The sequence below is a fragment of the Flavobacterium sp. FlaQc-57 genome, from assembly GCF_044007395.1.
GTDB lineage: Bacteria > Bacteroidota > Bacteroidia > Flavobacteriales > Flavobacteriaceae > Flavobacterium.
This window is the reverse complement of sequence record NZ_JBIPDA010000007.1, coordinates 310,728-337,655: the sequence shown is the minus strand read 5'-3', so window position 1 is coordinate 337,655 and position 26,928 is coordinate 310,728. Positions and strand designations below refer to the sequence as shown.

The window sequence follows — 26,928 nt, the reverse complement described above, 5'->3', positions numbered from 1 at the left end:
TAAGAATCTAAGAATCTAAGAATCTAAGAATCTAAGAATCTAAGAATCTAAGAATCTAAGAATCTAAGAATCTAAGAATCTAAGAATCTAAGAATCTAAGAATCTAAGAATCTAAGAATCTAAGAATCTAAGAATTCGGAAATCAACAATCTAAAATAATAAATAATAATAAATGGGTGCTTTTGTAATAAGTAAGCGATTTAATGATGAGTATAAGTTTGTGTTTACTTCCAGGAAAGGTAAAGTGATATTTACGAGTTTGAGTTACGAATTGAAGTTTGAAGGTGAGGAGGATATTGAGAGGTTTAAAGCAAATATTGATCAGGCTAGGTTTTTGAAGTTTAAAGGTTCTGGAGGGAAGTATTTTTTTAAATTGATGTTGGGTGAGGTTCATTTTGCAACTAGCCGTAAATACACTACGGAGTTGCTTTTGCAAAAGGGAATAAAGGAGATTGTGACATATGGTTCAAGGTCGGAGATTTTGGACTTCTCGTCGAGTGAGTCGATTTTTGAAGATGAGTTAGTCGAGGAAGAGGTTGGAGAAGAAATAGAGTAATAAAAAAAGCGATCACCGTGGTGATCGCTTTTTTTATGCGCATGATTAACCTCTAGAATTAATCACAAAAAAAAACCATCTCAAGGATGGTTTTAAAATTTTTAGAAACTAGGTTCTAATTATTTTTTTACTTCTTCTACTTTAGCAGCAGCAGAGTCAACTTTAGCAGCAGCAGAATCAACAGTTGCAGCAGCAGAATCAACTACAGCAGCAGCAGAATCAACAGCAACAGCAGTAGAATCTACAGCTTCAGTAGCTGCAGCGTCAGCTTTTTTACAAGATACAACAGTTAAAACAGCAACAACAGCTAAACTTAAAAATACTTTTTTCATCTTACTTTATTATAAAAGGTTAATTATTAATTCGTGGCAAAGATATAAATTTTTTAATATGTAAAATATTTTTTTATTTTTTTTTTAAAATATTTTCATTGCTCACGATTATCTTAATTATCAAAGAATATGCCAAAACGAAAAATATATGTGCTATTATCGTATTTTTTGAATAAATTATTTTTTATTGAATATTCAATAAGAGAATTGGCTGTTTCTATTCTCTTCATTGTGGTTTGTGTTGTTTTTAATTGATTATTTGGTAAAGTAAGAAAAGTAAAAAGAGCTCGTTTGAGCTCTTTTATGAATGATAATAGTAATGTATAAGTTGTTAATTGAATAAAATGCTTACGGAACAATGCTCATAATGCAGTTTGTTGCTCCTTTATTCTCTTGAATATACGATTTGCAGATGTTGCTTTTTTCTTCAAGAAAGCTTTTATCGGTAAGTAAGCGGTTTAAATTCTGTTTTAAATCACTGCTGTTCGAGATTACGATGCATCCGCCAAGCGATACCAATTGCACAGCTTCGGCAAAATTAGAGTAATTGGGGCCAATTAAAATCGGAATTCCGAATGTTGCAGGTTCTAGAATATTGTGAATTCCGGGGTTTCCAAAGCCGCCGCCTACGTAAGCAATTGTTCCGTAGCTATAGATTTTAGTTAATAATCCAACAGTATCTATAATGAAAACATTGTAATTTGATAAGTCAAGGTTGTCTTTTTCTGAGAATAACACTGTTGATTTTGTAATTTGCGATTTGAGACTCGCAATTTGATCTGCTTTGATATTGTGTGGCGCTATAATGAATTTTACATTTTCTGGTGCTTCGTTAATATACTCGGCTAATAAAGCTTCGTCTTTTGGCCATGAACTGCCTATAACTATAGTAGGGGAATCGTTTTTGAAATTTTCAATAAAATCAAGAGTATTGTCTCTCTCTAAAATTGCATTTACACGATCAAAGCGAGTGTCTCCGGAAACGATTACATTGTGAAATCCGATTGCTTCTATTTTTTCTTTAGAGCTTTCATTCTGGACAAAAAAGTAAGTGAAAGCCTTTAGCGCTTTTCTGTAAAAACCGCCATACCATTTAAAAAACATTTGACTGTCTCTGAAGATTCCTGAAATTAAATAAGTGGGTGTTTTACTCGTTTCGAGTTCTCTTAAATAATTCAGCCAAAATTCGTATTTGATGAAAAAAACCAATTCAGGATGTGTTAGTTTTAAAAACTTTTTGGCATTGCTTTTAGTGTCTAAAGGGAGATATATAGTTACATCAGCGACATTGTTGTTTTTGCGTACTTCATAACCGGAAGGAGAGAAGAAAGTAACGATGATTTTGTGTGAAGGATATCTTTCTTTGATTTTTTCAATTACCGGTAAGCCTTGCTCGTACTCGCCAAGTGAAGCAGAATGAAACCAAATAGTTTTATCAGTTGGCTTTATTTTTTCTTCTAAAATCGTAAAAACATTTTTTCGGCCTTCTGTAAAAAGCTTAATTTTCGGACTAAAAAGTGCTACAATTTTCAGAAAAAACCCTGCAATAGAAATAACTAAATTATATAGAAAAAGCATCTGTTTATTTTTGTGGCTAAATTACGTTTCTTTCGATTATTTTCATTGGTTTGAAGGTATTAATAACTATTTTTGTTCCTCCTTTTAGAGATTCTCGTTTCAAAACAGGTCTTTAATTTTAAAAATATATTGAAAATGAAAAAAATTCAAATGGTTGACTTAAAGAGTCAATATGAAAAAATAAAAACTACAGTTGATGCTTCAATTCAAGAGGTTTTAGATACAAATACTTATATAAATGGACCTTTAGTTCATCAATTTCAAAAAAAGCTTGAGGATTATTTGGGAGCAAAACATGTGATTCCTTGTGCAAACGGAACAGATGCTTTGCAGATTGCCATGATGGGACTGGATTTAAAGCCGGGTGATGAGGTAATTACTGCCGATTTTACTTTTGCAGCAACTGTTGAGGTTATTGCTTTATTGCAGTTGACACCGGTTTTGGTTGATGTTGATATGGTAAATATGAATATTGATATTGAGGCGATAAAAAAAGCAATTACACCAAAAACAAAAGCAATTGTTCCGGTACATTTATTTGGCCGTGCTGCTAATATGGATGCAATTATGGAAATTGCGGCTGAGCATAATTTGTATGTAATTGAAGATAATGCACAAGCAATTGGAGCTGATTATATTTCTAAATCAGGAACAAAAAGTAAAGTTGGAGTTATTGGTCACGTTGCGGCAACTTCATTTTTTCCGTCTAAAAATTTAGGATGTTATGGAGATGGAGGAGCAATTTTTACAAACGATGATAAATTAGCACATATTATTCGCGGAATCGTAAATCACGGAATGTATGAGCGTTATCATCATGATGTTGTTGGGGTTAATTCACGTTTAGATAGTATTCAGGCTGGGGTTTTAAATGCAAAATTACCACTTTTAGATGAATATAATGCAGCACGTCGTTTGGCAGCTACAAAATACAATGCAGCTTTTGCTGGAAATCCTCATATTGTTACTCCGGAATTTGATGCAAACGAAAATGATCACGTTTTTCATCAATATGTATTACGAATTATAGATGCCGACAGAGATGCTTTAATGCAGCATTTATTAGATAAAGCCATTCCATGTGCCATTTATTATCCAATTCCATTGCACTCACAAAAAGCATATGTTGATACTCGTTATAAAGAAGAGCAGTTTCCAGTTACAAATCAATTGGTAAAAGAAGTTATTGCTTTGCCAATGCATACTGAGCTTGACGATGAACAAATCAAATTTATTACCGATTCTGTTTTAGAATTTTTAAACAAATAAATGATGAAGAAGTTTTGTGTTTTAATTTTGTTGGTTCTGACTCAAATTTCGGTTTTTGCCCAAAAATCAAATTCTAAAGAAGAAACAGCTGTTGCCAACCGTATTGAAGTTTTGCGTAAAGCAATGATTGATGCTGATGGAGAAAAATTAAAAGCGCTAACATCTGCAAAATTGAACTATGTTCATTCAAATGGTAATTTTCAAAATCAAGCTGAATTTATTGACGGAATTGTTAGTGGAAAATCTGATTTTGTAACAATTGAGTTTCAAAATCAAAGCATAACGATTCAGGATAATGTGGCAATAGTTCGCCATGTTTTGTCGGCTCATACCAAAGATGACGGAATAGATCGAGATATTAAAATAGGAATCATGCTAGTTTGGCAAAAACAAAAGAATAACTGGATTCTGATTGCCAGACAAGCTTACAAATTAACTACATAAACAACCACAAAATGAAAGTATTAGTAACGGGAGGATTAGGATTTATTGGTTCTCACACCGTAGTCGAATTGCAAAATGAAGGCTACGAAGTTGTGATAATTGATAATCTTTCAAATTCTTCAGAAGATGTTTTAAACGGAATTACGGCAATTACAGGAAAAGCGCCTTTATTCGAAAAGTTAGATTTAAGAGAAAAAGCATTAGTTCAGGATTTCTTTAAAAAACACAACGATGTTACTGGGGTAATTCATTTTGCAGCTTCAAAAGCAGTTGGAGAAAGTGTTGAAAATCCATTATTGTACTACGAAAACAATATTAATACCTTAGTGTATCTTTTACAAGAGTTACAACAAAAACCGGAAGCGAGTTTTATTTTTAGTTCTTCTTGTACAGTTTACGGTCAAGCCGAAAAAATGCCAATTACTGAAGATGCTCCCGTTCAGCAGCCAATTTCGCCATACGGAAATACAAAGAAAATTGGAGAAGAAATTATTACTGATACAGCTAAAGTAACAAATATCAGTGCGATTTTGTTGCGTTATTTCAATCCCGTTGGAGCGCATCCTACGAATGAAATAGGCGAATTACCAATCGGAGTTCCGCAGAACTTAGTTCCTTTTATTACACAAACCGGAGTAGGGTTACGTAAAGAATTGTCAGTTTTTGGAGATGATTATCCAACTCCAGATGGTACAGCTGTTCGTGATTATATTCATGTTGTTGACTTAGCAAAAGCACACGTTATTGCATTGCAGCGTTTGTTTAACAAACAGAATTTAGCGAAAGTTGAAACCTTTAATTTAGGAACTGGAAAAGGAAGTTCAGTTCTTGAAGTGATTAATAGTTTCGAAAAAGTAAGTGATAAAAAATTACCATATGTAATTAAACCACGCCGCGAGGGTGATATCACAGAAGCTTATGCTAATACAGATAAAGCAAATAATGTTTTAGGCTGGAAAGCACAATTAAGCTTAGATGAAGCGATGGCAAGTGCCTGGAAATGGGAACAGAAGATTCGTTCTTAATAGTTTTTAGTCACAGTCGCTGTAGAGGCGCACAGCAGTGCGTCTTACGTCTTGTAAATCTATAATTATAAACGTTGTGTAGACGCACAGCAGTGCGTCTCTACGATATATATTATCTATAAAAAACACAACTACAAACAAAAAAATCCTCATAAACATTTCGTTATGAGGATTTTTTATAGTTATAGTTTTTTAAGCTGAAAACTGCGACCGAAACTGAATACTAAGAATTAAGCATTAGCAGTAACCGCTTCTTTGTCAATTTTATTAATTAAACCAGCTAATACTTTTCCTGGACCAACTTCAGTAAACAAAGTAGCGCCGTCGGCAATCATTTGTTGTACAGATTGTGTCCATTTTACTGGAGCAGTCAATTGAATGATTAAGTTCTTTTTGATTTCGTTTGCATCAGAAACAGCATTTGCTGTAACGTTTTGGTAAACTGGGCAAATCGGAGTAGCGAATGTAGTTGCTTCAATTGCAGCAGCCAATTCTTCTCTTGCCGGTTCCATCATTGGTGAGTGAAAAGCTCCTCCAACAGGTAAAATTAAAGCACGTTTTGCTCCTGCAGCTTTCATAGCTTCACAAGCTTTTTCAACAGCCGTAGTTTCTCCTGAAATTACTAATTGTCCAGGACAGTTGTAATTTGCAGCAACCACAATTCCGTCGATAGAAGCACAAACCTCTTCAACAATATTGTCTGCTAAACCTAAAACTGCAGCCATTGTTGATGGAGTAATTTCACAGGCTTTTTGCATGGCTAAAGCACGTTGAGAAACTAATTTAAGACCATCTTCAAAAGATAAAGTTCCGTTGGCAACCAATGCAGAGAATTCTCCTAAAGAATGTCCTGCAACCATTTCTGGTTTAAAATCTTCGCCTAAAGTTTTAGCTAAAATAACTGAGTGTAAAAATACAGCAGGTTGAGTAACTTTAGTCTCTTTTAGTTCTTCGGCAGTACCTTCAAACATAATATCTGTAATTCTAAAACCTAAAATTTCATTAGCTTTTTCGAATAATTCTTTGGCTAAAGCCGAGTTTTCATATAAGTCTTTGCCCATTCCTGTAAATTGTGCGCCTTGACCTGGAAATACGTATGCTTTCATTTGTCTAATTTAATTTTTATTTTTTTTGAAATTGAAAATTAGCTTCAATTGGAAAGCAAAAATAGCATTTTTTTATTTCGTATAATCCTTAAACATGTAAATCCATGCTAATCTTGAAAATCGAAGATTAAAAGAAGTGAGTAAAGTAATGACAACAGCAATAATTGGAATGATTCTTAAATCGAAGTTTTTCTCAAAGAAAAATTGTGCAATACAATAGGTTGCAATTCCCTGAGCAACTGTTAGTCCGTAATTTACGTACATGGCGCCAAAGAAATAACCGGGTTCTTTTTGAAATTTATAATTACAATGACTGCAATATTCATTCATTTTTGGAAAGCCGAAATTCAGGAAAATATTTTTGTCTTTAAAGACTTTTCCTTTATGACAAATAGGACATTCGTTTTTAAAAATATGAGTTAATGCATTTGACATGATCTTGTTGTTTTTTATTTATACAAAGGTAATTCAGAGCAGGATAAAAGTCTTTTTTATATCTTCGCTACTTATAGCACAATAAAGACATTTATTATGATATCGCCACCTTAAACGACTTTGTAGATAAAAAACGTGATAGGACGATCGCTTATATGACCAACAAAAAATAAATGCTACATATATGAAAAAGTATCCAGTTTATAGTGTTCAGAATTTTAGCTGTAATGATATTCACCGTGATTTTTATGTAAATACGTTCAAGGAGCATCTAAAAAGCCATAGTTTTGTTGAGGAACCACATCGTCATGATTCTTATTTAATGGTATTTTTCACGAAAGGTTCGGGGCAGCATGAGGTAGATTTTGATCAATTCGAAATAAAAAGAGGAAGTCTGTTTGTGTTGCAGCCCGGACAAATGCATCATTGGAGTTTATCTGAAAACATTGAAGGTTTTGTGATTATTTTTTCGCAGGAATTGTACAATCTGTATTTTGGGCAAAAAAAAATCAACGAGTATAATTTTTATCATTCCATTCATAATCGGCCGGAAATGGTTTTTGAAGAAAAGGAAATCCCGAAAATTCTACCCTATTTTGATTTACTGATTCAGGAAAACAGTGAAGGAAATAAATATCAGCTTGATAAAATGTTGAATTTGTTAGATTGTATTCATATTGAGATTGCACGTAAGTATAGTGAAACATATTCACATCAAACACATTCGTACAACATTAAAATAAATAAGTTTGAATCAATTTTAGAGGAATATTTTAGAACTGAAAAACTGCCTTCTTTCTATGCAGAAAAGCTAAATATAACGTTGAAACATTTAAATAGAATTTGCAACGAAATTCTACAAAAAACAGCTACAGAAGTGATTACAGACCGAGTAGTTTTAGAGATAAAAAGAATGCTGATCGATAAACAATTAGCTGTAAATGAAGTGGCATTTAAAGTGGGTTACGAGGATTATTCGTATTTCTCCAGATTCTTTAAAAAGCAAACCGGAATGTCGCCAACTGAATTTCGAAATATAAAATAAAGGGCTTCGACTCCGCTCCTAAAAGCAAAAATCCCGTACTTGAAAAGTACAGGATTTTATAACCAACCAAATTAAATCTATTCTTAATGAATTAAGCTTGTTTTGCAAATTGTAATTCGATGTTCAAACGAACTTCTTCGCCAACTAAAACACCACCAGTTTCAAGAGCAGAGTTCCAGTTTAAACCCCAGTCTTTACGATTAATTTTACCTTCAATACTTAAACCTACTTTTGTATTTCCCCAAGGGTCAGTCATGATTCCGCTAAATTCTACAGGAAATTTTACAGGTTTTGAAACGTCTTTTATTTTTAAATCTCCAGTTAATTCAAATTCTCCATCATTTACTTTTTTGAATGAAGAACCTTTAAAGATTAATTTTGGATGATTTTCAGCATCGAAGAAATCTCCACTTCTTAGGTGACCATCTCTGTCTGCATTTGCAGTGTCGATTGAAGCGATATCTCCGGAAAACTGAATATCTGCATTTTCGAAGTTGTCTCCGTCTGTAGTAATTGTTGCGTCGTAAGTTCCAAATTTACCTGAAACATTTGTAAACATCATGTGCTTAACTTTAAAACCAATTTCTGAATGTGTTGGGTCAATTGACCATTTTGTAGTTGCCATAGTTTTTATTTTTTAAATATTAATTTCATTTTGATAAGACAAAGTTACGTTGGTAGTGAGCTTAACGCACTTAACCTAGATTAAGAAATAAAAAAGACCTAAAAGTCCCGAAGCTTCGGGATAAAACTTTTTAGGTCTCTCTTGAGATTATAAAAATATATTTAGTCTTGATCTTTATTGTTTAAATAATAAGTCAAAGCTCCCGAAGGACATTTTTTTACGGTTTCAATAATTTTTTCAGAAGTCGAAGCTTCAGGTAAAATCCAGGGTTTTTCTTTTGGATGAAAGACATCGGGATTGTTTTTGACGCAATTTGTAGAATGAATGCATTTTCCGGATTGCCATACAATTGTAACTTTTCCGTTTGTATATTCTTTGCTTAGGTTGTTTGGATTCATGGTTGAAAAATTTTAAGTTTAGTTTTTGTTTGAAAGTCAGACCAATTTCCTTCTATAAAATTAATGTTTCTTTTTTTTATTTTTGGAAAATGTGGGCAAAAAATAAACGATAACAATCTGAAATTCAGATTCGTTATCGTTTATCGGAAAAAAATATTAGTTGTGTTTTATGAATTAATAGTTCATAGGAATATCCATTAAAAGAAATTCAGCATCTGTGTTTGCTTTTATGCTTAAAGTGTCAGTTCCTGAAATTCCAACAGCATCACGAGTATTTAGTTCCTGACCGTTGATAGTAACGTTTCCTTTTAAGATGAAAGCGTAAACGCCATTTCCTTCTTTTTTTATTTTATATTCTGTAGAAGTTCCGGCATCAAAATTACCCATATTGAACCAGGCATCTTGATGTATCCAAACCCCTTCATCATCAGCATTAGGCGATAAAATTTGTGCCAATTTATTGTGTCTGTCAGCAACGTTCAAAGTAATTTGTTGGTAACGTGGTTCAACGTTTCTTTTATTTGGAAACAACCAGATTTGCAATAATTTAGTTTGCTGATCTGCATTCGGGTTAAACTCACTATGCTGCACTCCAGTTCCGGCACTCATCACCTGAATATCTCCATTTTTGATAATCTCAGTATTTCCCATACTGTCTTTGTGAGCTAAATCACCTTCTAGTGGAATCGTAATGATTTCCATATTATCGTGCGGATGAGTGCCAAAACCCATTCCACCTGCAATCGTGTCGTCGTTCAATACTCTAAGTGCTCCAAACTGAATTCTTTCTGGGTTGTACCAGCTAGCAAAACTAAAACTATGATATGCGTTAAGCCATCCGTGATTTGCGTTTCCTCTTGTTTCTGCTTTGTGTAATACTATATTTTCCATGATCTATGTATTTTGTTATTTTTATAGTACAAAGATACCATCAAGGCCAATGAAACGCACTTAACCTAGATTAAGAAGTTCTTTTGAGGTACCAAGGTTTAGAGGTTTTTTTTGCTATTCAGTTTGTCATCTCGACGAAGGAGAGATCACACTAGAAGCTCGACAAAGATTGGCGATTATAATATCGGAATTTCTGGTGTGATCTCTCCTTCGTCGAGATGACAAGATTGTGATGAGTGGTTATGTTAAAAACTTGTATGAAAAACTAGATTACTTAATTTTAATCAATTTCCCTTTTCCTGATGAAATATCAAGATAATTCACAGAAGAACTTTTCTTATCATGCATGTAAAAATCAATAGTATCTTTTTTAATTTGATCTTTTGAAATACTTATAATTAAATCAGTATTTATGAAATTATCAAGTATTATTACATCGCCATAAGAAACTTTTCCTTTAGGCATATATTTGTTGTCAAAAGCAAAAATGCTATCGTTAAAAGTGATTTTATCTTTTAGAATATAGGTATTGTTATCTTCTATTAAATAATTGTAACGGCCAGTAATTTTGTCTGTTTTCGGGTTTAAGTTAATAAAAAGGAAAGTGATTATTAAGGCAAAATATTTCATAACGTTTTAACTATATTGATTTATAAACTGCTGTACAACCGCATCTGTATTCTCATGGCGTTTTTTCTTTTCTAACGCAATTGGCGGCGCAACTCTTTCGAGACAATCTTTTACATCGCAAGTTTCGCAGGTAACACCAACAATTCTTTTAACTAATGGTTTTCCTTCAATGAATTTAAATTTCTTTTTCATTGTTGGATTAATTAAAATTCCAACAGAAATACTGCGAATGTTATCTTTTACAAATGGATCTTTTGTGGCCGATGAAAAAACCAGATATTCATTTCCGCTATGAACATAACTTGAGATTTGGGCATCAAAAAAATGAGGTTTGTTTTGTTTGATTGCTTCGTCAATGGTTTTTACAGAAACCCATCTTCTGCAATAATGTTCGTTTGTTTCGTTCGCGTGCGGTTCTTGTTGATTTGTAATGTGTAATTCTTTTTTAATCTGATAAAAATCAGAACCGATTTTATGAGACATTCTTAAAAAGAATAAGTTTTTTAGATGAAAATCTTTCGGTAGTAAATTGGTTAATCTCTGGTAGAACGATTCCGGCGAAACCTCGAAACTTTCTATTAAAGCGACAAATTCTTCCGGATTTGGTTTTTCATTGTTCAGGAAGTTATTGATTTTGTCTACAATCAATTGTCTTGGCAGAAGTAGTGCTCCGGCAAAATAAGATGCATAGAAATTATGTAAAACCTGATCGAAGTTTTCAAATTTAATCCAACTAAACGTCAATAAACGGTCAGATAAATTCATGTAGTTGTAAGCAATTTCTTTTGCTAATATAAAGGCTCTTTGAGGATTGTCTATTTCTGTTGAAAGCAATAATGTTTTGCTTTTTGGAACATAAATAGAACGCAAATCTTCTAAAGCTTCCTGATCTGTAAAAGCAATTTCTTTTATAGTGTATTCGTATTCTTCTTTTAGAATAGCTTCCAGTTCTTCAATACTGATTTTAGAATCTAAGTTGATTTGGAAGGATTTTGAAAACGCAATTACTTTCTCTTCCAGATCTTCAAAATAATTACTGTGTGCTTCCTGATAGGAACGTAAAGCGGCTAAAAAGAAACTTTCTCTACTTAAATTATAATGTTGAGCAATTTCGATAATCGTACTAATAAATGCATTGACTTTGGCAGGAGCATTTGCAATAATATCGATTAAATCGGCCTCTTGAATGCCAAAAAGCTCCAGCGGAATTTCTTTTAAAATACCCGATTTTAGGATTTCGCCAATCGGAGCAAGGTTGTTATCGAGTTTTAATGATACCATTTGGTCGTAAGTAATGTCCAAATGTTCGCATAGAAGTAAAATTTTATCTGTTTTTGGATATTTTTTTCCCTTTTCAATCTCGTTTAAGTACGATTTTGAAAGATTTGTCAGTTTAGCTAAGCCAAAAAGTGAAAGATTTTTTTGGGTTCTAACTTGCTTCAATTTTAGCCCAAATATCAGCTTTATATAGTCTTTTTCGATATCCATATATCAAATATAGTGATTTGAAAAATAATCGCCAAAAAATAATTTTAAACATTTAGCGAACGTTCGCTTGTTTTGTGTAAAACTTTTTTCTAATATTGTGGTGTAGAAATTATTAGATGTGAAATTGTTATTAATAAAAAATATTAAAATGGATAATGTTTGATAATAGCAATAACATTATTACTAATGAAAATAAAATACGCAGCTATGAAAAACCAATTAGAAATTACCGAAACGGCAATGGAATTTTTAGCCGAAAAGAACCATTCTTATCCACAGATCTGGACTGAAGAAGCGATTGTTTTTATAATCGATTTGCATCGAAAATTCGATTCGCAACGAAAATTATTGTTACTGCAACGCGAGCAAAAACAAGTCACTTTTGATCAGGGAGTAATGCCCACTTTTCCAGCAGAAACTAAAACTGTCAGAGAAAGTAATTGGGTAGCTGGAGAAATCCCTAAAGATTTGTTAGATAGAAGAGTAGAAATTACCGGACCCGTTGATCGTAAAATGATTATCAATGCATTGAATTCTGGTGCCAAAACATTTATGGCTGATTTTGAAGACAGTACTTCTCCTACCTGGCAGAATTTAATGGATGGACAAGTGAATTTAATTGATGCTGTAAACCAAACGATATCTTTTACAGACTCAGCTAAAAACAAATCGTATCAATTAAATGAAAAAATCGCAACACTAATTGTGCGTCCACGTGGTTTGCATTTGCCTGAAAAGCATCTTTTAATTGAAGGGAAAGAAGTTTCAGGTTCGTTGGTAGATTTTGGATTGTATGTTTTTCATAATCACAAAAGGCTTTTAGAAAATAATTCCGGGCCATACTTCTACATTCCAAAGTTAGAGCATTATTTAGAAGCACGCTGGTGGAACAATGTAATTGATTTTACCGAAGATTATTTAAAATTAGAACGAGGAACCATAAAAGTGACGGTTTTAATTGAAACGATAACAGCGAGTTTTCAGTTAGATGAAATTATTTATGAATTGAAAGAACATATTGTAGGATTGAATTGCGGTCGTTGGGATTATATTTTCTCTTACATCAAAAAATTTCGCAAGAATCCAAAGTTTATTGTTCCCGACCGCGATCAGGTAAATATGACTTCACCTTTTATGAATGCTTATTCGAATTTAGTAATTCAAAGATGTCATAAAAGAGGAATTCATGCGATTGGCGGAATGGCAGCACAAATTCCGATTAAAAATAATGAAGAAGCCAATGCTGTCGCTTTTGCAAAAGTAAAAACAGATAAAGAACGTGAAGTTAGAAATGGTCATGACGGAACTTGGGTGGCGCATCCTGATTTGGTTGCAATAGCAAAAGAAATTTTTGATAAAGGAATGCCAACTCCTAATCAGATTCATATAAAAAGAGAACATCGAAAAATTACAGAAGCTGATTTGATTGAACCACCAATCGGAATCATAACGGAAAATGGCGTTCGTAAAAATATCAATGTTGGAGTTTTGTATTTGGCTTCATGGCTAAATGGACAAGGAGCGGCAGCGTTACACAATTTAATGGAAGATGCGGCAACGGCCGAAATTTCGAGATCGCAATTGTGGCAATGGCTTCAGAATAAAGTGACTTTAGATAATGGTAAAACATTGAATTTGGCTTACTATCATGAATTGGCTTTAGATGAATTTAAAAAAATCAAAGACGAATTAGGAGAAGAAATTTACGAAAAACGACAATTTCCTTTAGCCGAAAAAGTTTTAGACCGATTAGTAGTTAATGCTGATTTCGTTGATTTCCTGACCATTCCTTGCTACAAATATTTATAATAAAACGTTGATTTTTTTTTAAAAACACATAGAAACATAGGTTTTAATGTGATAAAAAAGAGTTTTAAAAAAAATCTAGATTTTCACACATAGCTATGTTTGTTTAAACAAATGAAATGCCTTTACCATAAAGAAAGGCTATGTTGCTATGTGTTTAAAAACTCAACATAACAATTAATATTCTTTTTTGAGACTAAGTAGAAACTGAAAACTTAAAACTGCGACTGAAAACTTTACTCACTAACCACTTTAACTATACTATTTATGAAAACAACAGAAGACAGAATTCAGGAATTGATTAACGATTGGATTACGAACCCAAGATGGAAAGGTGTTGAACGTCCTTACACAGCAACAGAAGTAGTTACGCTTCAAGGGTCGTATCAAATTGAGCACTCTATTGCCAAAATGGGAGCGCAAAAATTATGGAGAAAGTTAAAAAGTCAGGATTATGTTGCTGGGTTGGGCGCGTTAACTGGAAATCAGGCGATTCAGGAAGTCGACGCTGGTCTTGAAGCGATTTACTTAAGTGGCTGGCAAGTTGCTGCCGATGCAAATTTGGCTGGCGAAATGTACCCGGATCAATCGCTTTATCCGGTAAATAGTGTACCAATGGTGGTAAAAAAAATAAACAATGCTTTGTTGCGTGCTGATCAAATTCAGACCGTAAACAATGTTGAAGATAAAAAAGATTACTTAGTTCCGATTGTGGCTGATGCCGAAGCTGGTTTTGGCGGAAATCTAAATGCTTTTGAACTTATGAAATCAATGATTGAAGCGGGGGCTTCAGGAGTTCATTTTGAAGATCAATTGAGTTCTGCTAAAAAATGCGGACATTTGGGAGGGAAAGTTTTAGTGCCAACTCAGGAAGCGATTAATAAATTGATTGCAGCACGTTTGGCTTCAGATGTTATGGGAGTTTCGACTTTGATTGTTGCAAGAACAGATGCTGATGCAGCTAATTTATTAACAAGTGACGCTGACCCAAGAGATGCTAAATTTATTACAGGAGAAAAAACTAACGAAGGTTTCTTCTATGTAAATAGCGGAATCGATCAGGGAATTGCAAGAGGATTGAGTTATGCGCCGTATGCAGATTTGATTTGGATGGAAACCAGTAATCCGGATTTGATTTATGCTAAAAAGTTTGCGGATGCCATGAAAAAAGAATTTCCGGATAAAATGTTAGCATACAATTGCTCTCCATCTTTCAACTGGGCTGCAAAATTATCAGTGGCAGAAATGGAAACATTTAGAGAAGATTTGGCTGCAATGGGATATAAATTCCAGTTCATTACTTTGGCGGGATTCCATGCTTTAAATACAAGTATGTTCGAATTGTCTAAAGCATACAAAGAACGCGGAATGGCAGGATATTCTGAATTACAGGAACGCGAATTTGCTTTACAGAAAAGCGGATTCAGAGCTGTAAAACATCAGGCTTTTGTTGGGACTTCTTATTTTGATGCGGTGCAAAATACTGTAACAATAGGGAAATCAACAACAACAGCAATGAAACATTCTACTGAGGTTGAGCAATTTTAATTCAAAATAAAAACCAGTTCATTGAACTGGTTTTTTGTTTTTTATAGACACTCCCGATAGCTATCGAGATTCACAGATTAAAAGTTTTTTTTCGCCACGAATTTCACGAATTCAAACAAATTAAATTGATACAAAAATTGCATTAAAATTCGCGTGAATTCGAGAAATTCGTGGCAACATTTTTTTTTAATCATTTTAATCTGTGAAATCTGTGGCAATAAAATCACTTCTTCAAAAGTCGAGCTTTCATTTTACTGAAAAATTCTGGAGTAACGCCAATGAAAGAAGCGATTTGTTTTTGAGGAACTTTGTGAACTAATGTTCCGTATTTTTTACAGAATTTTTCAAAACGTTCTTCAGCAGGTAAACTCAAATTATCCATTAATCGCTGTTGATTCGCAACTAATGAGTTTTCGATTAAAATTCTAAAAAAACGCTCTAATTTTGGAATGTCAAGATACAATTGTTCCTGATTTTCTTTAGAAAGTGAAACTACTTCTGCATCTTCTAAAACTTCTATAAAAAGCTGCCCTGGTTTTTGCGAAAAAAAGCTGTACATATCACTCATCCACCAACCTGCGCAAGCAAATGATAAAACATGTTCGACGATATTGTCGTTAATGTTGAAACTTCTTAAAATTCCAGAGTTTACAAAATAAGAATGTTTGCATACTTCGCCGGCATTTAATAAAATAGTTTTGGCTTTGTACGTTTTGGTTTCTATTTTAGATAAAAAGTGAGCTTGTTCTTCAGGAGTTAACGAAACGTGTTTGGCAATATTTTCAAGAATTAACTCCATTATTTTTCTTTTAACAAAGTGAATGAAGTAGCTTTAAAACGACCATTCTCTACTTTTCCGGTAACAGATGCTTTTCTAATTTTATTGCAAAAACCATCTTCAGCATGTGCGTCGCCGTGTTCATCGATTGTTGTTCCGTCTACAAAATAAGGTTTACCGTCAATACGAACGGCTAAATCACAACTTTTGCCTTTCATACCAAATTGACATTCGCCGCAAGCTGTTTCTACAATTTGAGGTTTTTCGGTTGTTTTTTTGCTTTGAGCTTGTGTTGCGATTCCAACAAATAGGAATAATATAAGTAGTGCTTTTTTCATTTTTAAGAGTTTACAGTTATTAGTTTTGAAGTTGTTTTGGCGCGTTCTACAATTTCTTCGATTGGAGTTGCCAATGAATCGTAACTTAAAATAACGCCCATTCGGCGATAAGGTCTTGATGTTGGTTTTCCAAAGATACGGAAGTCGGTTTTAGGTAAAGCAGCTACTTTTTCGATTCCGGTAAAAGTTGGATTTGCAGAATCTTCAGAGGCCAGAATTACAGCACTTGCTCCAGCTTTTTCTAAAGTAATTTCGAAAATAGGAAGACTTAAAATGGCACGCAAATGCAATTCGAATTCATTAAAATTCTGTGTTCCTGCCAAAGTTACCATTCCGGTATCGTGCGGGCGAGGAGAAAGTTCAGAGAAATAAACGCCGTCATTGGTCAGGAAAAATTCAACGCCAAAAAGTCCTGCACCACCGAGTGCTTCCGTAATTTTTTCGGCCATATCTTGTGCTTCATATAGATCTTTTTCTGAAATTAAAGCAGGTTGCCAGCTTTCCTGATAATCGCCACGTTCTTGTCTGTGACCAATTGGAGCGCAAAATAGTGTTGGATTATTATTTTGCGTAATCGTTAAAAGTGTAATCTCCGAATTGAAATCAATAAAAGCTTCTACAATAACTTCGATAACATCGCCACGAGAACCCGCAACGGCATATTGCCATGCTTTTTCGATATCACTCTCGGCTTTTATAGTCGATTGTCCTTTCCCGGAAGAAGACATTAAAGGTTTTACTACGCACGGAATTCCAATTTCCTGAACGGCTTTTTGCAGTTCTTCGGCTGAGGTTGCGTATTGATATTCGGCTGTTTTTAAACCTAATTCTTTTGACGCTAAATCACGAATGGCTTTGCGATTCATGGTAAAGTTTGCCGCTTTCGCTGATGGAACAACGGTGATACCTTGTTTTTCGTAATCGTAAAAACGTTCGGTACGAATGGCTTCTATTTCAGGAACGATGAAATCTGGTTGGTGTTTGGCTACGATTCGGTCAAGAGCATTGCCATCGAGCATGTTGATTACTTCGAATCCGTGAGCTACTTGCATTGCCGGAGCATTTTCGTAACTATCAACAGCAATTATGGTTTGTCCGATTCGTTGTGCGGCGATGACAAATTCTTTGCCTAATTCGCCTGAACCGAGGAGTAGTATTTTCATTTTGGAGTGTTCTAAATAATGGAGTAGTAAAAGTAGCGAAAAATGTTTTTAACCGCAAAGTTCGTAAAGATTTACGCGAAGAACGCTAAGTTTTTGTTTTTAAGTTAAAAAATAGCTTGCAGGGAATTTCTCTTGCAGATTTTGCAGATCGAGCAGATTTAATTTAAGTGGGATTTAATTTTTAAATTAAATAACCAAAAAGTTTGTCATTTCGACCGAAGGGAGAAATCACACTAGAAACTCTGTTCTTAAAAGCGCCAATCTTTGTCGAATCCCGAGTTTGATTTGCTTCGCCTGTTCGCTATCGCTCGGGTCTCCTTCGGTTGAAATGACAAGATTATGAAAAATTATAAACGTAAAAGTTCTTGTTTTACGTTTTGCGTGAGGGATAGAAGTGGAAAGCCCACAGCCTGACGAAGGAAGTGCGAGGATTTGCAGCGGATAGCCCGACCCGGAGGGACACGCCCAAATTATTTTTAGGTATAATTTTTTGTTAATAATTATAAAATAACTTCGTGATTGACTGATGTGAAACTCTCTTTTAAGCGATTCTATATTTCTATATTTGCGGGCTTATAAATAAAACCCCAAAAAATCATGAGAGTAAATTTTTTTTTAATAATGAGTGTTTTATGTATTACCTCGTTGTCGCAAGCACAATCAGCAGGAATTACGTTTAAATTTGGAATGGGAGAACAAAAGGCTGATGCAATTGTTTTTAAAAAAGACAAACAAAAAATAAGTGGATTGGTTAAGTTTCCGGGTTCTGCTGATAAAAAAGTAAAAATTAAAGTTGGCGAGGAAAATGAAAAATATGCAAGTAAAGATTTAGATTCAATTCAGATTTTTGATGGTAATAAAAAACTGAGCTATACTTTTTTATGGACAAAAACAAAAGTGTATAAAAAGAAGGGTACGGAATTTAAAATTATTAACGAAAGCTGGATCTGTAAAACCATTGAGGGTAAAGCTTCTTTGTTTTTAGGTGGTGAGGAATATGGAATTAAGGAAGTTAAGGTGAAGGATGAGGGGACTAATGAAAAGATAAAGGAGCCTAAAATGGAAGTGGTTAGTAAGGATGTTAATCATTATTTGAAAAGAAGTAATGAGGATTATCCGGTTTTGGTTTCAGTAAGTTCAAATGGTTTTTCTGCCGGATTTAATGTTTTTTTTAAGGAGTATGGTGCTTATTATTTTAGTGACAATGCTGAAATTGCGAAAAAAATTCAGGATAAAGAATACAAATACGATGATATTGAAAAAGTTGTGAATTTGTATAATGTGAGACCGTTAAAAAAAGTGGTTCAAAAAGAAGAAGAGAAGGCTGCAAAAGTAAAAACGGCTACTAAGACGCCGATAAAGACTACAACAAAAACGGCAAAAAAGAAATAAATAAAAAAAAGCGATACCTTAAAAAAGTATCGCTTTTGCGTTTTTTAATGAAAATGATCTTCTTCGATTTCGAATTCGGCATCTTTTTCCCAAATTTCCATTTCGCAAGGTTTACAGTTGAATTTTAGTTTGTACTCTAATTCACCTTGTTTTAAAACCAACGGTTCTTTTACTTTAACACCCATTATGTCTTTTTGGTGTATTGGGCATTTTTTTAATTCGTATTTAATACAATATTTGGTTGTCATTACACGTGATTTTCCTGGATCCCATTGTAATTCGAATGCTTTTTCGATTTCGGTTACACCATGACGTTCGTAAAATTTACGAGCCGTTTTGTTTGAAACATTGTACATGAAATCAAGTTTGGTTTCAGGATACGGATGTGACGTTTTTACCAATTGATGTTCTTCGCGTTTGTAATTTTTCAAACGAATTTCGGTTAACTGATCGTAAACGGTTCTTCTCATTTCGTTGATTTTTGAAATAGGAAGGAACCAGTTTTGAGAAAACATTACATTAATTTCATCAGCATTGTAAGGTGTGAAACCTGTTTTTGCCAATTGTGTTTTGATGTTTTCTTCTATTGATTCACCAGTTTTAGTCTGTTCTTTTGAATGTTCTAATTTTGCGATACTTATATTTCCGTCTTCATCAGTTGCGATTAATTCAAAACCAGTTTCTGTTTCTGTAAGTAATAAAGTTGTACTTAGTTTACGAACGGCACTGTCTTCTCTCTCTACAATTTTGATAAAAGCGGCGTCGTTGTTACGGTAAATAAAAGTTCCTTCTTTTACTTCTTTTAAAACGTTCGGGTAAATTTTACCGTTTTCAGCTTTGTTTACGTAGATTCCGTCGGCTTCATTGTTTTCGTTGATGAAACAAAGTCCGTCGCCGTTGTTTAATAATTCGCCATTTTCGATTTCGTAAGCGTTTCCAACAGTTCTAATTAATTTTCCAATATATTGTCCTTTTGATTTTGGACTTTCCCAAGAACCAATGCTATTATGTCTGTCGTTTACAAAATAATCAGTATATCCACGGTTGAAAGTTCTGTTTAAAGAAGAATCAAAAGTATAAGTGCATGTTCCGGAAGAAGCTTTTGTATATCTACCGCTTCCTTCGCCTTCTAAGAAACTGTCTAATTTTTGACGTAAAAACGAAACATTGTTTTTTACGTATACAACATCTTTCAATCTTCCTTCGATTTTAAAAGAAACGATTCCAGCTTCAATCAAATTCGGAATTTGATCTGAAATATCTAAATCTTTAATAGAAAGTAAGTGACTGTTTTTGATTAAAGTCTCTCCGTTTCCGTCAATTAAGTTATAAGGTAAGCGACAGTTTTGCGCGCAAGAACCACGATTGGCACTGCGCTCTCCGTTTGCCACACTCATATAACAGTTTCCGCTGAAGGATACACATAATGCACCGGTTACGAAAAACTCTAATTCAACATCAGCTTCGTCGTAAATCGTTTTTATTTGATGTAAGTTCAATTCGCGGGCTAAAACCACACGTTTGATTCCGGCATCTTTAAGGAATTTAATTTTATCTGCATCACGATTATTGGCTTGTGTGCTGGCGTGAAGTACGATAGGAGGTAAGTCCATTTCCATAATTGCCATATCCTGAATAATCAGAGCATCGACACCAATATCATATAATTCCCAGATCATTGAACGGCAAGTTTCTAGTTCGTTGTCGTACAAAATGGTATTCATTACCACAAAAACCTGAGCATTAAATAAATGCGCATATTGTACCAATGCAGCAACATCTTCAATTGAATTGTTGGCATTTGAGCGTGCTCCAAATTGTGGTGCACCAATATAAACGGCATCGGCACCACTATTTATGGCTGCCATTCCTCCAATTAAATCTTTAGCCGGAGCTAATATTTCGATCTTCTTCATTTTTAAGACTTTAACCTTCTGTGGTATTCACGGAAAAAAGTTTGCAAAGTTCTTATAAATATTTCGAGTTTGCTAATGCTGAAGTGACTTTTTTTGAAATAGTTGGGTTATATGGAATGATGATGCTTAAAGCTGACTTTTGGTGTTTGTTTTAGGAAATCATTTTATAATTTCGATGATTAGTCTAATAAACAATCATTTTGCACTTACGAAGGAAATGATTGTCTATTAGTTCTTTTGTAAATTACTATAACTGCAAGATGAATAGAATCTTTTGTATTTCTAATTGTGGGGACTAATATTCAAATAAAGTTATAGATGACGCTATTCCATTTGTATAATTAGTTGTGGTAATTTTTTTAATGAGATAGCCTTCTTTATCATAAATGTAATATTCTGTTATTGGTCTACTAGCATACCAAAGCCAATCTGTAATATGAGTGGTGGGTGTGCAAGAATAGGTATTATAGTCGCCACCTTGAGTTTGCATATAATATAGAATTGGATAACTTGTTACTTTATACCAAGCTTCGTTTGCGTAGATTCCGGGTTTAGAAGTATCAATATTATAAACATCTTCGTTAAGGCTGTAATGTTCTTGACCGGGTACGATGTGACCGGTTTTATCATAAGTTTGCATCCAGTAGTAGGCAAGTACTTTTATTTTGTTATCACCCAGATCGACATATACAAAGTCAATTATATATCGATATCCGGAGATATTTGGGAAGTTAATATTATCGTATGATACATATCTTTTAGCCTGCGTGATTCTGTTTAAATCATCGTATGAATATTGAACAGTTACACCGCTATTGGTTTTTAATTCGCTAATATTACCTTTCGCATCATACAAGTATCTATTTTCTGTAGTAGTACTTACTGTCGCATTAGAATACGTAAAAGTATCCATGAAATCTATATTTGTACTAGCTTGATTACCATTGTAACCCGCGGCATATTTTTTTGTAGATTTTAATTGTTTTATTTCGTCATATTCATAATCGGTTCTGCTTCCCCACCAGCGTTTTATTGTATCTCTAAACGTATTAAGTGAATCTTTAATAGCTGCTTCCTGAGTAAAGTTCATTACATCTTTATAGTAATACACTTTCTTTACTAATTTTAATGAATTGTTTTCGAGTTTCTTTCCGGTTGCTAATTTAACAATGTTGTTAGTAATTGCTGGTTTAAGTACTAATTTAACAATAGGTGGTACTGTCGGTTTAATTGGTTCAGTTGGAATGTTGCTTTCAGGTATTGTTGTTGTGTTATCACTTGTACAGCTAAAAACACTAAATGTTATTAAAATTACGAATAGGATTTTTTTCATTCTTTTAAATTTGTTTTTGATTATGGGATTTTTAGGATGTTTTTTTAATCTATAGGAAAAGAATATCCTGCTGTAAAAGCTCCAAAAGATTGTTCACCGGATAGATTTCCGTAGAAAGTAACTCCAATTTCTATATTGTTTTTTCGGCCCAATGCAAGTCCTATACCGATTGGAATGTGTGCGGTTATTCCACTTTCTTTGACATTTAAATCTGGTATGTAGGTTCTAAAAGTACCTATTGAAGCACCAATTCCAGTTTCTATAAATGGAGCGACCCAAGGTATTGGAGCGCAAAGACGAACTTTTGTTCCTAGTATAAATGCATTTGTTTCGACTTTGTAACCTTGTGGATTTTTAACGAGATCTTCATTGGTTGAGGTGAAAATAAAGCCGGCATACGGTCTTACGCTAAACCATTTTTTTATACCTATTATATATTCTCCTTGCGCATAAAAACCGGAACCATCTATGATTTCGGGATTTTCTTCCTCATAATTTGAAGTGCTTGAACCAAGACCTATTGATACTTTGATGAAATTACCTTCTGTTTGTGCTTTTGTTTTGTTGGGAAATAGAATTATTAGAAGAGTACAAATAAAAATACTGCGTAGAGTTAATGTCATAAAGTTTATTTTTGGTTAAGGAATTGGTTATGACGAAAGTAAGATTTATTTTGAGTTTTGACAAAAAGAAAAACGGATCATTTTTTAATCAGGTAGTTTTTCTAAAATATTTTTTTGAGAAGTTTAATTCTTGTTTATTATTTTGCGTGAGAGATAGCATCAAAAAGCCCACAGCCTGACGAAGGAAGTGCGAGGACTTGAAGCTGATAGCCCGATTCGCCGCGGCGAACACGCCCAAAATAATGACATAAAAAAACAGCTTAAAGTATAAAGTGATGAAACTTTGAACCCTAAGCCGTTTTAGTAAAATGATTGATATTTGTTATGCAGTCAAAGCTTCTTTGATTCTGCGTAGTGCTTCTTTTAAGATATCATCGCTTGTTGCGTAAGAAAAACGAATACAATTTGGATTTCCAAAAGCGTCTCCTGTTACTGTTGCTACGTTTGCTTCGCCTAAAAGATACATTGAAAGATCGTTTGCATCTTTAATTTCTGTTCCTTTTAAAGTTTTTCCGAAGAAAGAAGAAACGTCTGGAAAAACATAAAAAGCTCCTTCTGGAACGTTGATTTTTACACCAGGAATTTCTTTTAATAATCCAACCACTAAATCTCTACGGCTATGGAAAGCCTGAACCATGTGGTTTAATACGCTTGGGTCAGCATCTACAGCAGTAATTGTAGCACGTTGTGCCACAGAATTTGCTCCTGAAGTTACTTGTCCTTGAATTTTTGTACATGCTTTTGCAATAAATTCCGGAGCTCCAATATAACCAATTCTGTATCCTGTCATTGCAAATGCTTTTGCAACTCCGTTTACAGTAATTGTTTTTTCTAACATTCCAGGGATTGATGCAATACTGCAAAAAGTTCCTGAGAAATTAATGTGCTCGTAAATTTCGTCAGCAACTACGTATATGTTTGGGTGTTTTTCTAAAACTTTTGCAAGAGCAGTCAATTCTTCTCTGCTGTAAACAGATCCAGATGGATTACAAGGAGAACTGAACCACATCATTTTTGTTTTTGGTGTAATTGCAGCTTCTAATTGTGCCGGTGTAATTTTAAAATCTGTATCTACAGATGTTGGAACTTCTACAGGAACTCCTCCAGAAAGTTTTACAATTTCGAAATATGAAACCCAGTAAGGTGCTGGTAAAATGACCTCGTCACCATCGTTTAACATTACTTGTGCAATGTTGTATAAAGATTGTTTTGCTCCTGTTGAAACGACAATTTGTGATGGTTTGTATTCTAGATTATTGTCTCTTTTGAATTTTCTGCAAATTGCTTCTCTCAATTCTAAATAACCCTCAACTGGAGAATAAGTGCTGTAATTTTCATCTACTGCTTTTTTAACAGCTTCTTTGATGAAGTCAGGAGTATTAAAATCTGGCTCGCCTAAACTTAAACTGATAATGTCTTTTCCTTGTGCTTTTAATTCGCGTGCTAAAGCAGCCATTGCTAAAGTTTGTGATGTCGCTAAATTGTTGATTCTGTCTGAAAGAATATGATTCATTATGAAATTTTTGAAGATCCTTAATTTCAACTTTAATTAAGGAAGGTTAATTATTAATAGATTCTTTTTATGCTAGTTCAGGTTTCATTCCAAGATCTTTTAGATGCTTGTAATGTGCAATAACAGCTCCTCTCATGGTTCTGAATTCATGATAAGGTAAGTTGCATTCTATTGCAGTTTGTTTTACAATTTCGGCAATTTTCCCGTAGTGAATATGACTGATATTTGGAAAAATATGGTGTTCAATCTGGTGATTTAATCCTCCGGTAAACCAGTTAATTATCTTGTTTTTTGGAGCAAAATTAGCCGTAGTGTACAATTGGTGGATTGCCCAGGTATTTTCGATTTCGCCATTTTCATTCGGAACAGGATTTGAAGTTTCTTCTACAACGTGTGCCAATTGAAAAACAATACTTAAAATTAATCCGGCAGTATAATGCATTACGAAAAATCCAATTACAACTTTCCACCATACAACGCCTAAAATCATTGGTAAAACCATCCAGATTAAAACGTAGATTATTTTGGTAATCACTAAAACAGTCCATAATTTGGTTGGACTTTGTGGTGCTCCGTAGGATAATTTTCTTTTTAAGTAATTTTTCATTTGCTTAAAATCGGTTGTTAAAGCCCAATTGAAAGTCAATAATCCGTAAAGGAAAAAAGAATAGTAATGTTGAAATTTATGAAAACGGTGCCATTCAGCATTTTGTGTAAAACGAATAATTCTTCCGGCATCAAGATCTTCATCATGACCGTGAATATTAGTATAGGTATGGTGAAGTACATTATGCTGTACTTGCCAGTTGTGTACATTTCCGGCCAAAACATAAATACTTCCTCCCATAATTTTGTTAATCCAGGATTTAGAAGAGTAAGATCCATGATTTCCGTCATGCATTACATTCATTCCAATTCCGGCCATTCCAACTCCCATAAGAATATTGAGTAACAATTGTGCCCAAAAAGGCATATTAAGAGTCAATATCAAAAAGTAAGGCGTTAGAAAAACAGCAAAAAGAATAACGGCTTTTAAGTGCAGCTTCCAGTTTCCTGTTTTCTGAATGTTATTCTCCTTAAAGTAATTGTTTACTCGAGAGTTAAGTGTTCTGAAGAACTTCAGATTGTCTTGCTTAGCAAATGTAGGCGCAGTGTTATTCATAATTAATTTAAATAGTTTTCAAAGGTAATTATTATAAATTTTCAATTTGCAAAATTGAGTTAAATATTTCGATCGTAAAGTAGTACTTTTGTTAAAAATTTAGAGCAATGGATGAGATATTGAAATATTTTCCTGATTTGACCGATCTTCAAATCGAACAATTTCAAAAATTAGACTTTTTATACCACGATTGGAATGAAAAAATCAATGTTATTTCAAGAAAAGATATTGATGCATTATATACAAAACACATTTTGCATTCACTTGGAATTGCAAAAATTATGAAATTTGAACCTGGAGCAACAGTTTTAGATGTTGGAACCGGTGGTGGATTTCCCGGAATTCCGCTAGCGATTCTTTTTCCTGAAACGCGTTTCTATTTGATTGATGTTATCGCAAAAAAAATAAAAGTGGTTCAAGGTGTTGTTGATGCATTAGAACTAAAAAATGTAAAAGCTGAACAAAAACGTGCTGAATTGGTTAAAGGTGATTTTGATTTTATTGTAAGTCGTGCCGTAACCAATATGCCGGATTTTGTTTCATGGATAAAAGACAAGATCAAAAAGCAACACAAACACACTTTAAAAAATGGAATTCTATATCTAAAAGGTGGCGATTTGACGGAAGAATTGAAAGATTTTCCAAAAGCGACTTTATTTGATTTAGCTGAGATTTTTGAAGATGAATTTTTTGAAACCAAAAAAGTAGTGCATTTACCTTTGAAATTTCAGGCTTAATTATAGTTTCAAGTTGAAACTTCTTTGATTAAAAAACAAAATCCGAATCTTATAACGATTCGGATTTTTTTTATTGTAGAATATTATTTTCTAAATGACGTAACCAGTTTTCTTTATAGCTATTTCCAATTGGAATTTCGGCAAAATTTATTTCAACTTCATTTTTAGAATAAGCAGTTAGTTTTTTGGTTTGAATGATGAAAGAACGATGAATTCGAACAAAATTAAAATCTAATAGTTTTTCAAAAACTGAAATATTTTGTTTGATATGATGTGATTTTCCGCTTTCGAGATGAATTGTGATGTAATCTTTAAGACTCTCAACATATAAAATTTCGTCAAATACAATTTTGATGTTTTTACTTCCGCTGGTTACAAAAATATGATTGTCATTAATTGGTTTTATTTCCTTTTGAGGAGTTTGTATTTGAGGAGTTCGTAATTGTTTGAATTTTTCTATCGAAACAAAAAACCGATCGAAAGTAATTGGTTTTAAAAGGTAATCAATAACGTTGAGTTCGTAACTTTCTATTGCATATTCTCTATAGGCAGTTGTAAAAATAACTTTAGGCGGATTTTTTAATTTCTTCAAAAAGTCGTTTCCTTTTAATAAGGGCATTTCAATATCTAAAAAAATCAAATCGACCGTATTTGTTTCCAAAAAAGTATATGCTTTTAGTGCGTTTTCGAAAGAATCGATTAACTCGAAATTTTCAAAATTTACTAAATGAGAAGCAATTAATTCTCTTGCCAAAGGTTCGTCGTCAACGATAATGCATTTGTATTTCATTCAGGAA

General features: G+C 33.5%; 26 protein-coding genes and 1 pseudogene. 9 read left to right on the top strand and 18 right to left on the bottom strand.

All coding sequences use genetic code 11. The annotated features are described in order from the left end of the window. Positions 1-172: 172 nt before the first annotated feature. Positions 173-556, top strand: a complete 384-nt coding sequence (locus ACHRVZ_RS20455) for a DUF1508 domain-containing protein (RefSeq protein ID WP_395424854.1) — start codon at positions 173-175, stop codon at positions 554-556. A gap of 119 nt (positions 557-675) precedes the next feature. Here the strand turns inward: ACHRVZ_RS20455 and ACHRVZ_RS20450 are convergent, their stop codons facing one another. Further along, positions 676-888, bottom strand: a complete 213-nt coding sequence (locus tag ACHRVZ_RS20450; protein ID WP_041517585.1) for a hypothetical protein — start codon at positions 886-888, stop codon at positions 676-678. Between the two features lie 348 nt (positions 889-1,236). Continuing rightward, a complete protein-coding gene (locus ACHRVZ_RS20445; RefSeq protein ID WP_395424853.1) occupies positions 1,237-2,466 on the bottom strand; it encodes a 3-deoxy-D-manno-octulosonic acid transferase in 1,230 nt (409 codons plus the stop codon). Between the two features lie 135 nt (positions 2,467-2,601). Between ACHRVZ_RS20445 and ACHRVZ_RS20440 the strand changes: the two genes are divergently transcribed. The 3 genes from ACHRVZ_RS20440 to galE are packed head-to-tail and all read left to right on the top strand — an operon-like array spanning position 2,602 to position 5,204. Next, complete coding sequence (locus ACHRVZ_RS20440) at positions 2,602-3,735, top strand: DegT/DnrJ/EryC1/StrS family aminotransferase (protein ID WP_395424852.1); 1,134 nt, start codon at positions 2,602-2,604, stop codon at positions 3,733-3,735. Positions 3,736-3,738: 3 nt separating this feature from the next. Next, positions 3,739-4,179, top strand: coding sequence for a nuclear transport factor 2 family protein (locus ACHRVZ_RS20435; protein ID WP_395424851.1), 441 nt, complete (start codon positions 3,739-3,741; stop codon positions 4,177-4,179). Positions 4,180-4,190: 11 nt separating this feature from the next. Further along, on the top strand, positions 4,191-5,204 hold the full coding sequence (gene galE, locus ACHRVZ_RS20430; RefSeq protein ID WP_395424850.1) for a UDP-glucose 4-epimerase GalE: 1,014 nt from the start codon (positions 4,191-4,193) through the stop codon (positions 5,202-5,204). Between the two features lie 230 nt (positions 5,205-5,434). On the opposite strand, the gene fabD is transcribed toward galE, so the two are convergent. Then, a complete protein-coding gene (gene fabD, locus ACHRVZ_RS20425) occupies positions 5,435-6,310 on the bottom strand; it encodes an ACP S-malonyltransferase (RefSeq protein WP_395424849.1) in 876 nt (291 codons plus the stop codon). 72 nt (positions 6,311-6,382) lie between these two features. Beyond that, positions 6,383-6,745 carry a DUF983 domain-containing protein gene (locus ACHRVZ_RS20420; protein ID WP_395424848.1) on the bottom strand — a complete coding sequence of 121 codons (363 nt, stop codon included), beginning with the start codon at positions 6,743-6,745 and terminating at the stop codon, positions 6,383-6,385. A gap of 184 nt (positions 6,746-6,929) precedes the next feature. Here ACHRVZ_RS20420 and ACHRVZ_RS20415 point away from each other — a divergent pair, with 184 nt between their 5' ends. Next, positions 6,930-7,790, top strand: coding sequence for a helix-turn-helix domain-containing protein (locus ACHRVZ_RS20415; protein WP_395424847.1), 861 nt, complete (start codon positions 6,930-6,932; stop codon positions 7,788-7,790). A 91-nt stretch (positions 7,791-7,881) separates the two neighbouring features. Here the strand turns inward: ACHRVZ_RS20415 and ACHRVZ_RS20410 are convergent, their stop codons facing one another. The 5 genes from ACHRVZ_RS20410 to ACHRVZ_RS20390 form a co-directional block, all read right to left on the bottom strand. Beyond that, positions 7,882-8,415, bottom strand: a complete 534-nt coding sequence (locus tag ACHRVZ_RS20410) for a YceI family protein (RefSeq protein WP_395424846.1) — start codon at positions 8,413-8,415, stop codon at positions 7,882-7,884. A gap of 161 nt (positions 8,416-8,576) precedes the next feature. After that, the gene (locus ACHRVZ_RS20405) at positions 8,577-8,813 is read right to left on the bottom strand and encodes a (4Fe-4S)-binding protein (RefSeq protein WP_395424844.1); all 237 of its coding nucleotides are present in this window, start codon (positions 8,811-8,813) and stop codon (positions 8,577-8,579) included. A 174-nt stretch (positions 8,814-8,987) separates the two neighbouring features. After that, positions 8,988-9,704 carry a pirin family protein gene (locus ACHRVZ_RS20400; RefSeq protein WP_395424842.1) on the bottom strand — a complete coding sequence of 239 codons (717 nt, stop codon included), beginning with the start codon at positions 9,702-9,704 and terminating at the stop codon, positions 8,988-8,990. 270 nt (positions 9,705-9,974) lie between these two features. Continuing rightward, the gene (locus ACHRVZ_RS20395) at positions 9,975-10,334 is read right to left on the bottom strand and encodes a hypothetical protein (RefSeq protein WP_395424840.1); all 360 of its coding nucleotides are present in this window, start codon (positions 10,332-10,334) and stop codon (positions 9,975-9,977) included. Positions 10,335-10,340: 6 nt separating this feature from the next. Then, positions 10,341-11,822, bottom strand: a complete 1,482-nt coding sequence (locus ACHRVZ_RS20390) for a helix-turn-helix domain-containing protein (protein ID WP_395424838.1) — start codon at positions 11,820-11,822, stop codon at positions 10,341-10,343. A 207-nt stretch (positions 11,823-12,029) separates the two neighbouring features. Between ACHRVZ_RS20390 and aceB the strand changes: the two genes are divergently transcribed. Together aceB and aceA are read left to right on the top strand one after the other, a co-directional pair. Then, the gene (gene aceB / locus ACHRVZ_RS20385) at positions 12,030-13,631 is read left to right on the top strand and encodes a malate synthase A (protein WP_395424836.1); all 1,602 of its coding nucleotides are present in this window, start codon (positions 12,030-12,032) and stop codon (positions 13,629-13,631) included. Between the two features lie 264 nt (positions 13,632-13,895). Continuing rightward, positions 13,896-15,176 carry an isocitrate lyase gene (gene aceA, locus ACHRVZ_RS20380; RefSeq protein ID WP_395424834.1) on the top strand — a complete coding sequence of 427 codons (1,281 nt, stop codon included), beginning with the start codon at positions 13,896-13,898 and terminating at the stop codon, positions 15,174-15,176. A 223-nt stretch (positions 15,177-15,399) separates the two neighbouring features. Here aceA and ACHRVZ_RS20375 read toward each other — a convergent pair whose 3' ends face one another. The 3 genes and pseudogenes from ACHRVZ_RS20375 to purT form a co-directional block, all read right to left on the bottom strand. Continuing rightward, entirely contained in the window at positions 15,400-15,975 is a 576-nt protein-coding gene (locus tag ACHRVZ_RS20375) for a Crp/Fnr family transcriptional regulator (protein ID WP_395424832.1), read from the bottom strand. Beyond that, positions 15,975-16,292: a DUF6370 family protein gene (locus ACHRVZ_RS20370; protein WP_395424830.1), complete on the bottom strand. Its 318-nt coding sequence runs from the start codon at positions 16,290-16,292 to the stop codon at positions 15,975-15,977. The genes ACHRVZ_RS20375 and ACHRVZ_RS20370 overlap by 1 nt, the downstream gene beginning before the upstream one ends. A 2-nt stretch (positions 16,293-16,294) precedes the next feature. Continuing rightward, a pseudogene (purT, locus tag ACHRVZ_RS20365) lies at positions 16,295-17,458 on the bottom strand (formate-dependent phosphoribosylglycinamide formyltransferase); the annotation flags it as partial. 594 nt (positions 17,459-18,052) lie between these two features. Here purT and ACHRVZ_RS20360 point away from each other — a divergent pair. After that, positions 18,053-18,847: a hypothetical protein gene (locus ACHRVZ_RS20360; RefSeq protein WP_395424828.1), complete on the top strand. Its 795-nt coding sequence runs from the start codon at positions 18,053-18,055 to the stop codon at positions 18,845-18,847. Positions 18,848-18,891: 44 nt separating this feature from the next. Here the strand turns inward: ACHRVZ_RS20360 and ACHRVZ_RS20355 are convergent, their stop codons facing one another. From ACHRVZ_RS20355 to ACHRVZ_RS20335, 5 genes are all read right to left on the bottom strand, one after another. Next, positions 18,892-20,763 (bottom strand): U32 family peptidase, encoded by a 1,872-nt coding sequence (locus tag ACHRVZ_RS20355; RefSeq protein WP_395424826.1) that lies wholly within the window; start codon positions 20,761-20,763, stop codon positions 18,892-18,894. A 295-nt stretch (positions 20,764-21,058) separates the two neighbouring features. Continuing rightward, positions 21,059-22,096, bottom strand: coding sequence for an RHS repeat domain-containing protein (locus ACHRVZ_RS20350; protein WP_395424824.1), 1,038 nt, complete (start codon positions 22,094-22,096; stop codon positions 21,059-21,061). A gap of 44 nt (positions 22,097-22,140) precedes the next feature. Continuing rightward, complete coding sequence (locus ACHRVZ_RS20345; protein ID WP_395424822.1) at positions 22,141-22,719, bottom strand: hypothetical protein; 579 nt, start codon at positions 22,717-22,719, stop codon at positions 22,141-22,143. Positions 22,720-23,041: 322 nt separating this feature from the next. Continuing rightward, on the bottom strand, positions 23,042-24,232 hold the full coding sequence (locus ACHRVZ_RS20340; RefSeq protein ID WP_395424820.1) for a pyridoxal phosphate-dependent aminotransferase: 1,191 nt from the start codon (positions 24,230-24,232) through the stop codon (positions 23,042-23,044). Positions 24,233-24,299: 67 nt separating this feature from the next. Beyond that, a complete protein-coding gene (locus ACHRVZ_RS20335; RefSeq protein ID WP_395424818.1) occupies positions 24,300-25,394 on the bottom strand; it encodes a fatty acid desaturase family protein in 1,095 nt (364 codons plus the stop codon). 107 nt (positions 25,395-25,501) lie between these two features. Here ACHRVZ_RS20335 and rsmG point away from each other — a divergent pair, with 107 nt between their 5' ends. After that, complete coding sequence (rsmG, locus tag ACHRVZ_RS20330) at positions 25,502-26,131, top strand: 16S rRNA (guanine(527)-N(7))-methyltransferase RsmG (protein ID WP_395424816.1); 630 nt, start codon at positions 25,502-25,504, stop codon at positions 26,129-26,131. A gap of 70 nt (positions 26,132-26,201) precedes the next feature. On the opposite strand, the gene ACHRVZ_RS20325 is transcribed toward rsmG, so the two are convergent. After that, positions 26,202-26,921: a LytR/AlgR family response regulator transcription factor gene (locus ACHRVZ_RS20325; protein WP_395424814.1), complete on the bottom strand. Its 720-nt coding sequence runs from the start codon at positions 26,919-26,921 to the stop codon at positions 26,202-26,204. Positions 26,922-26,928: the final 7 nt, after the last annotated feature.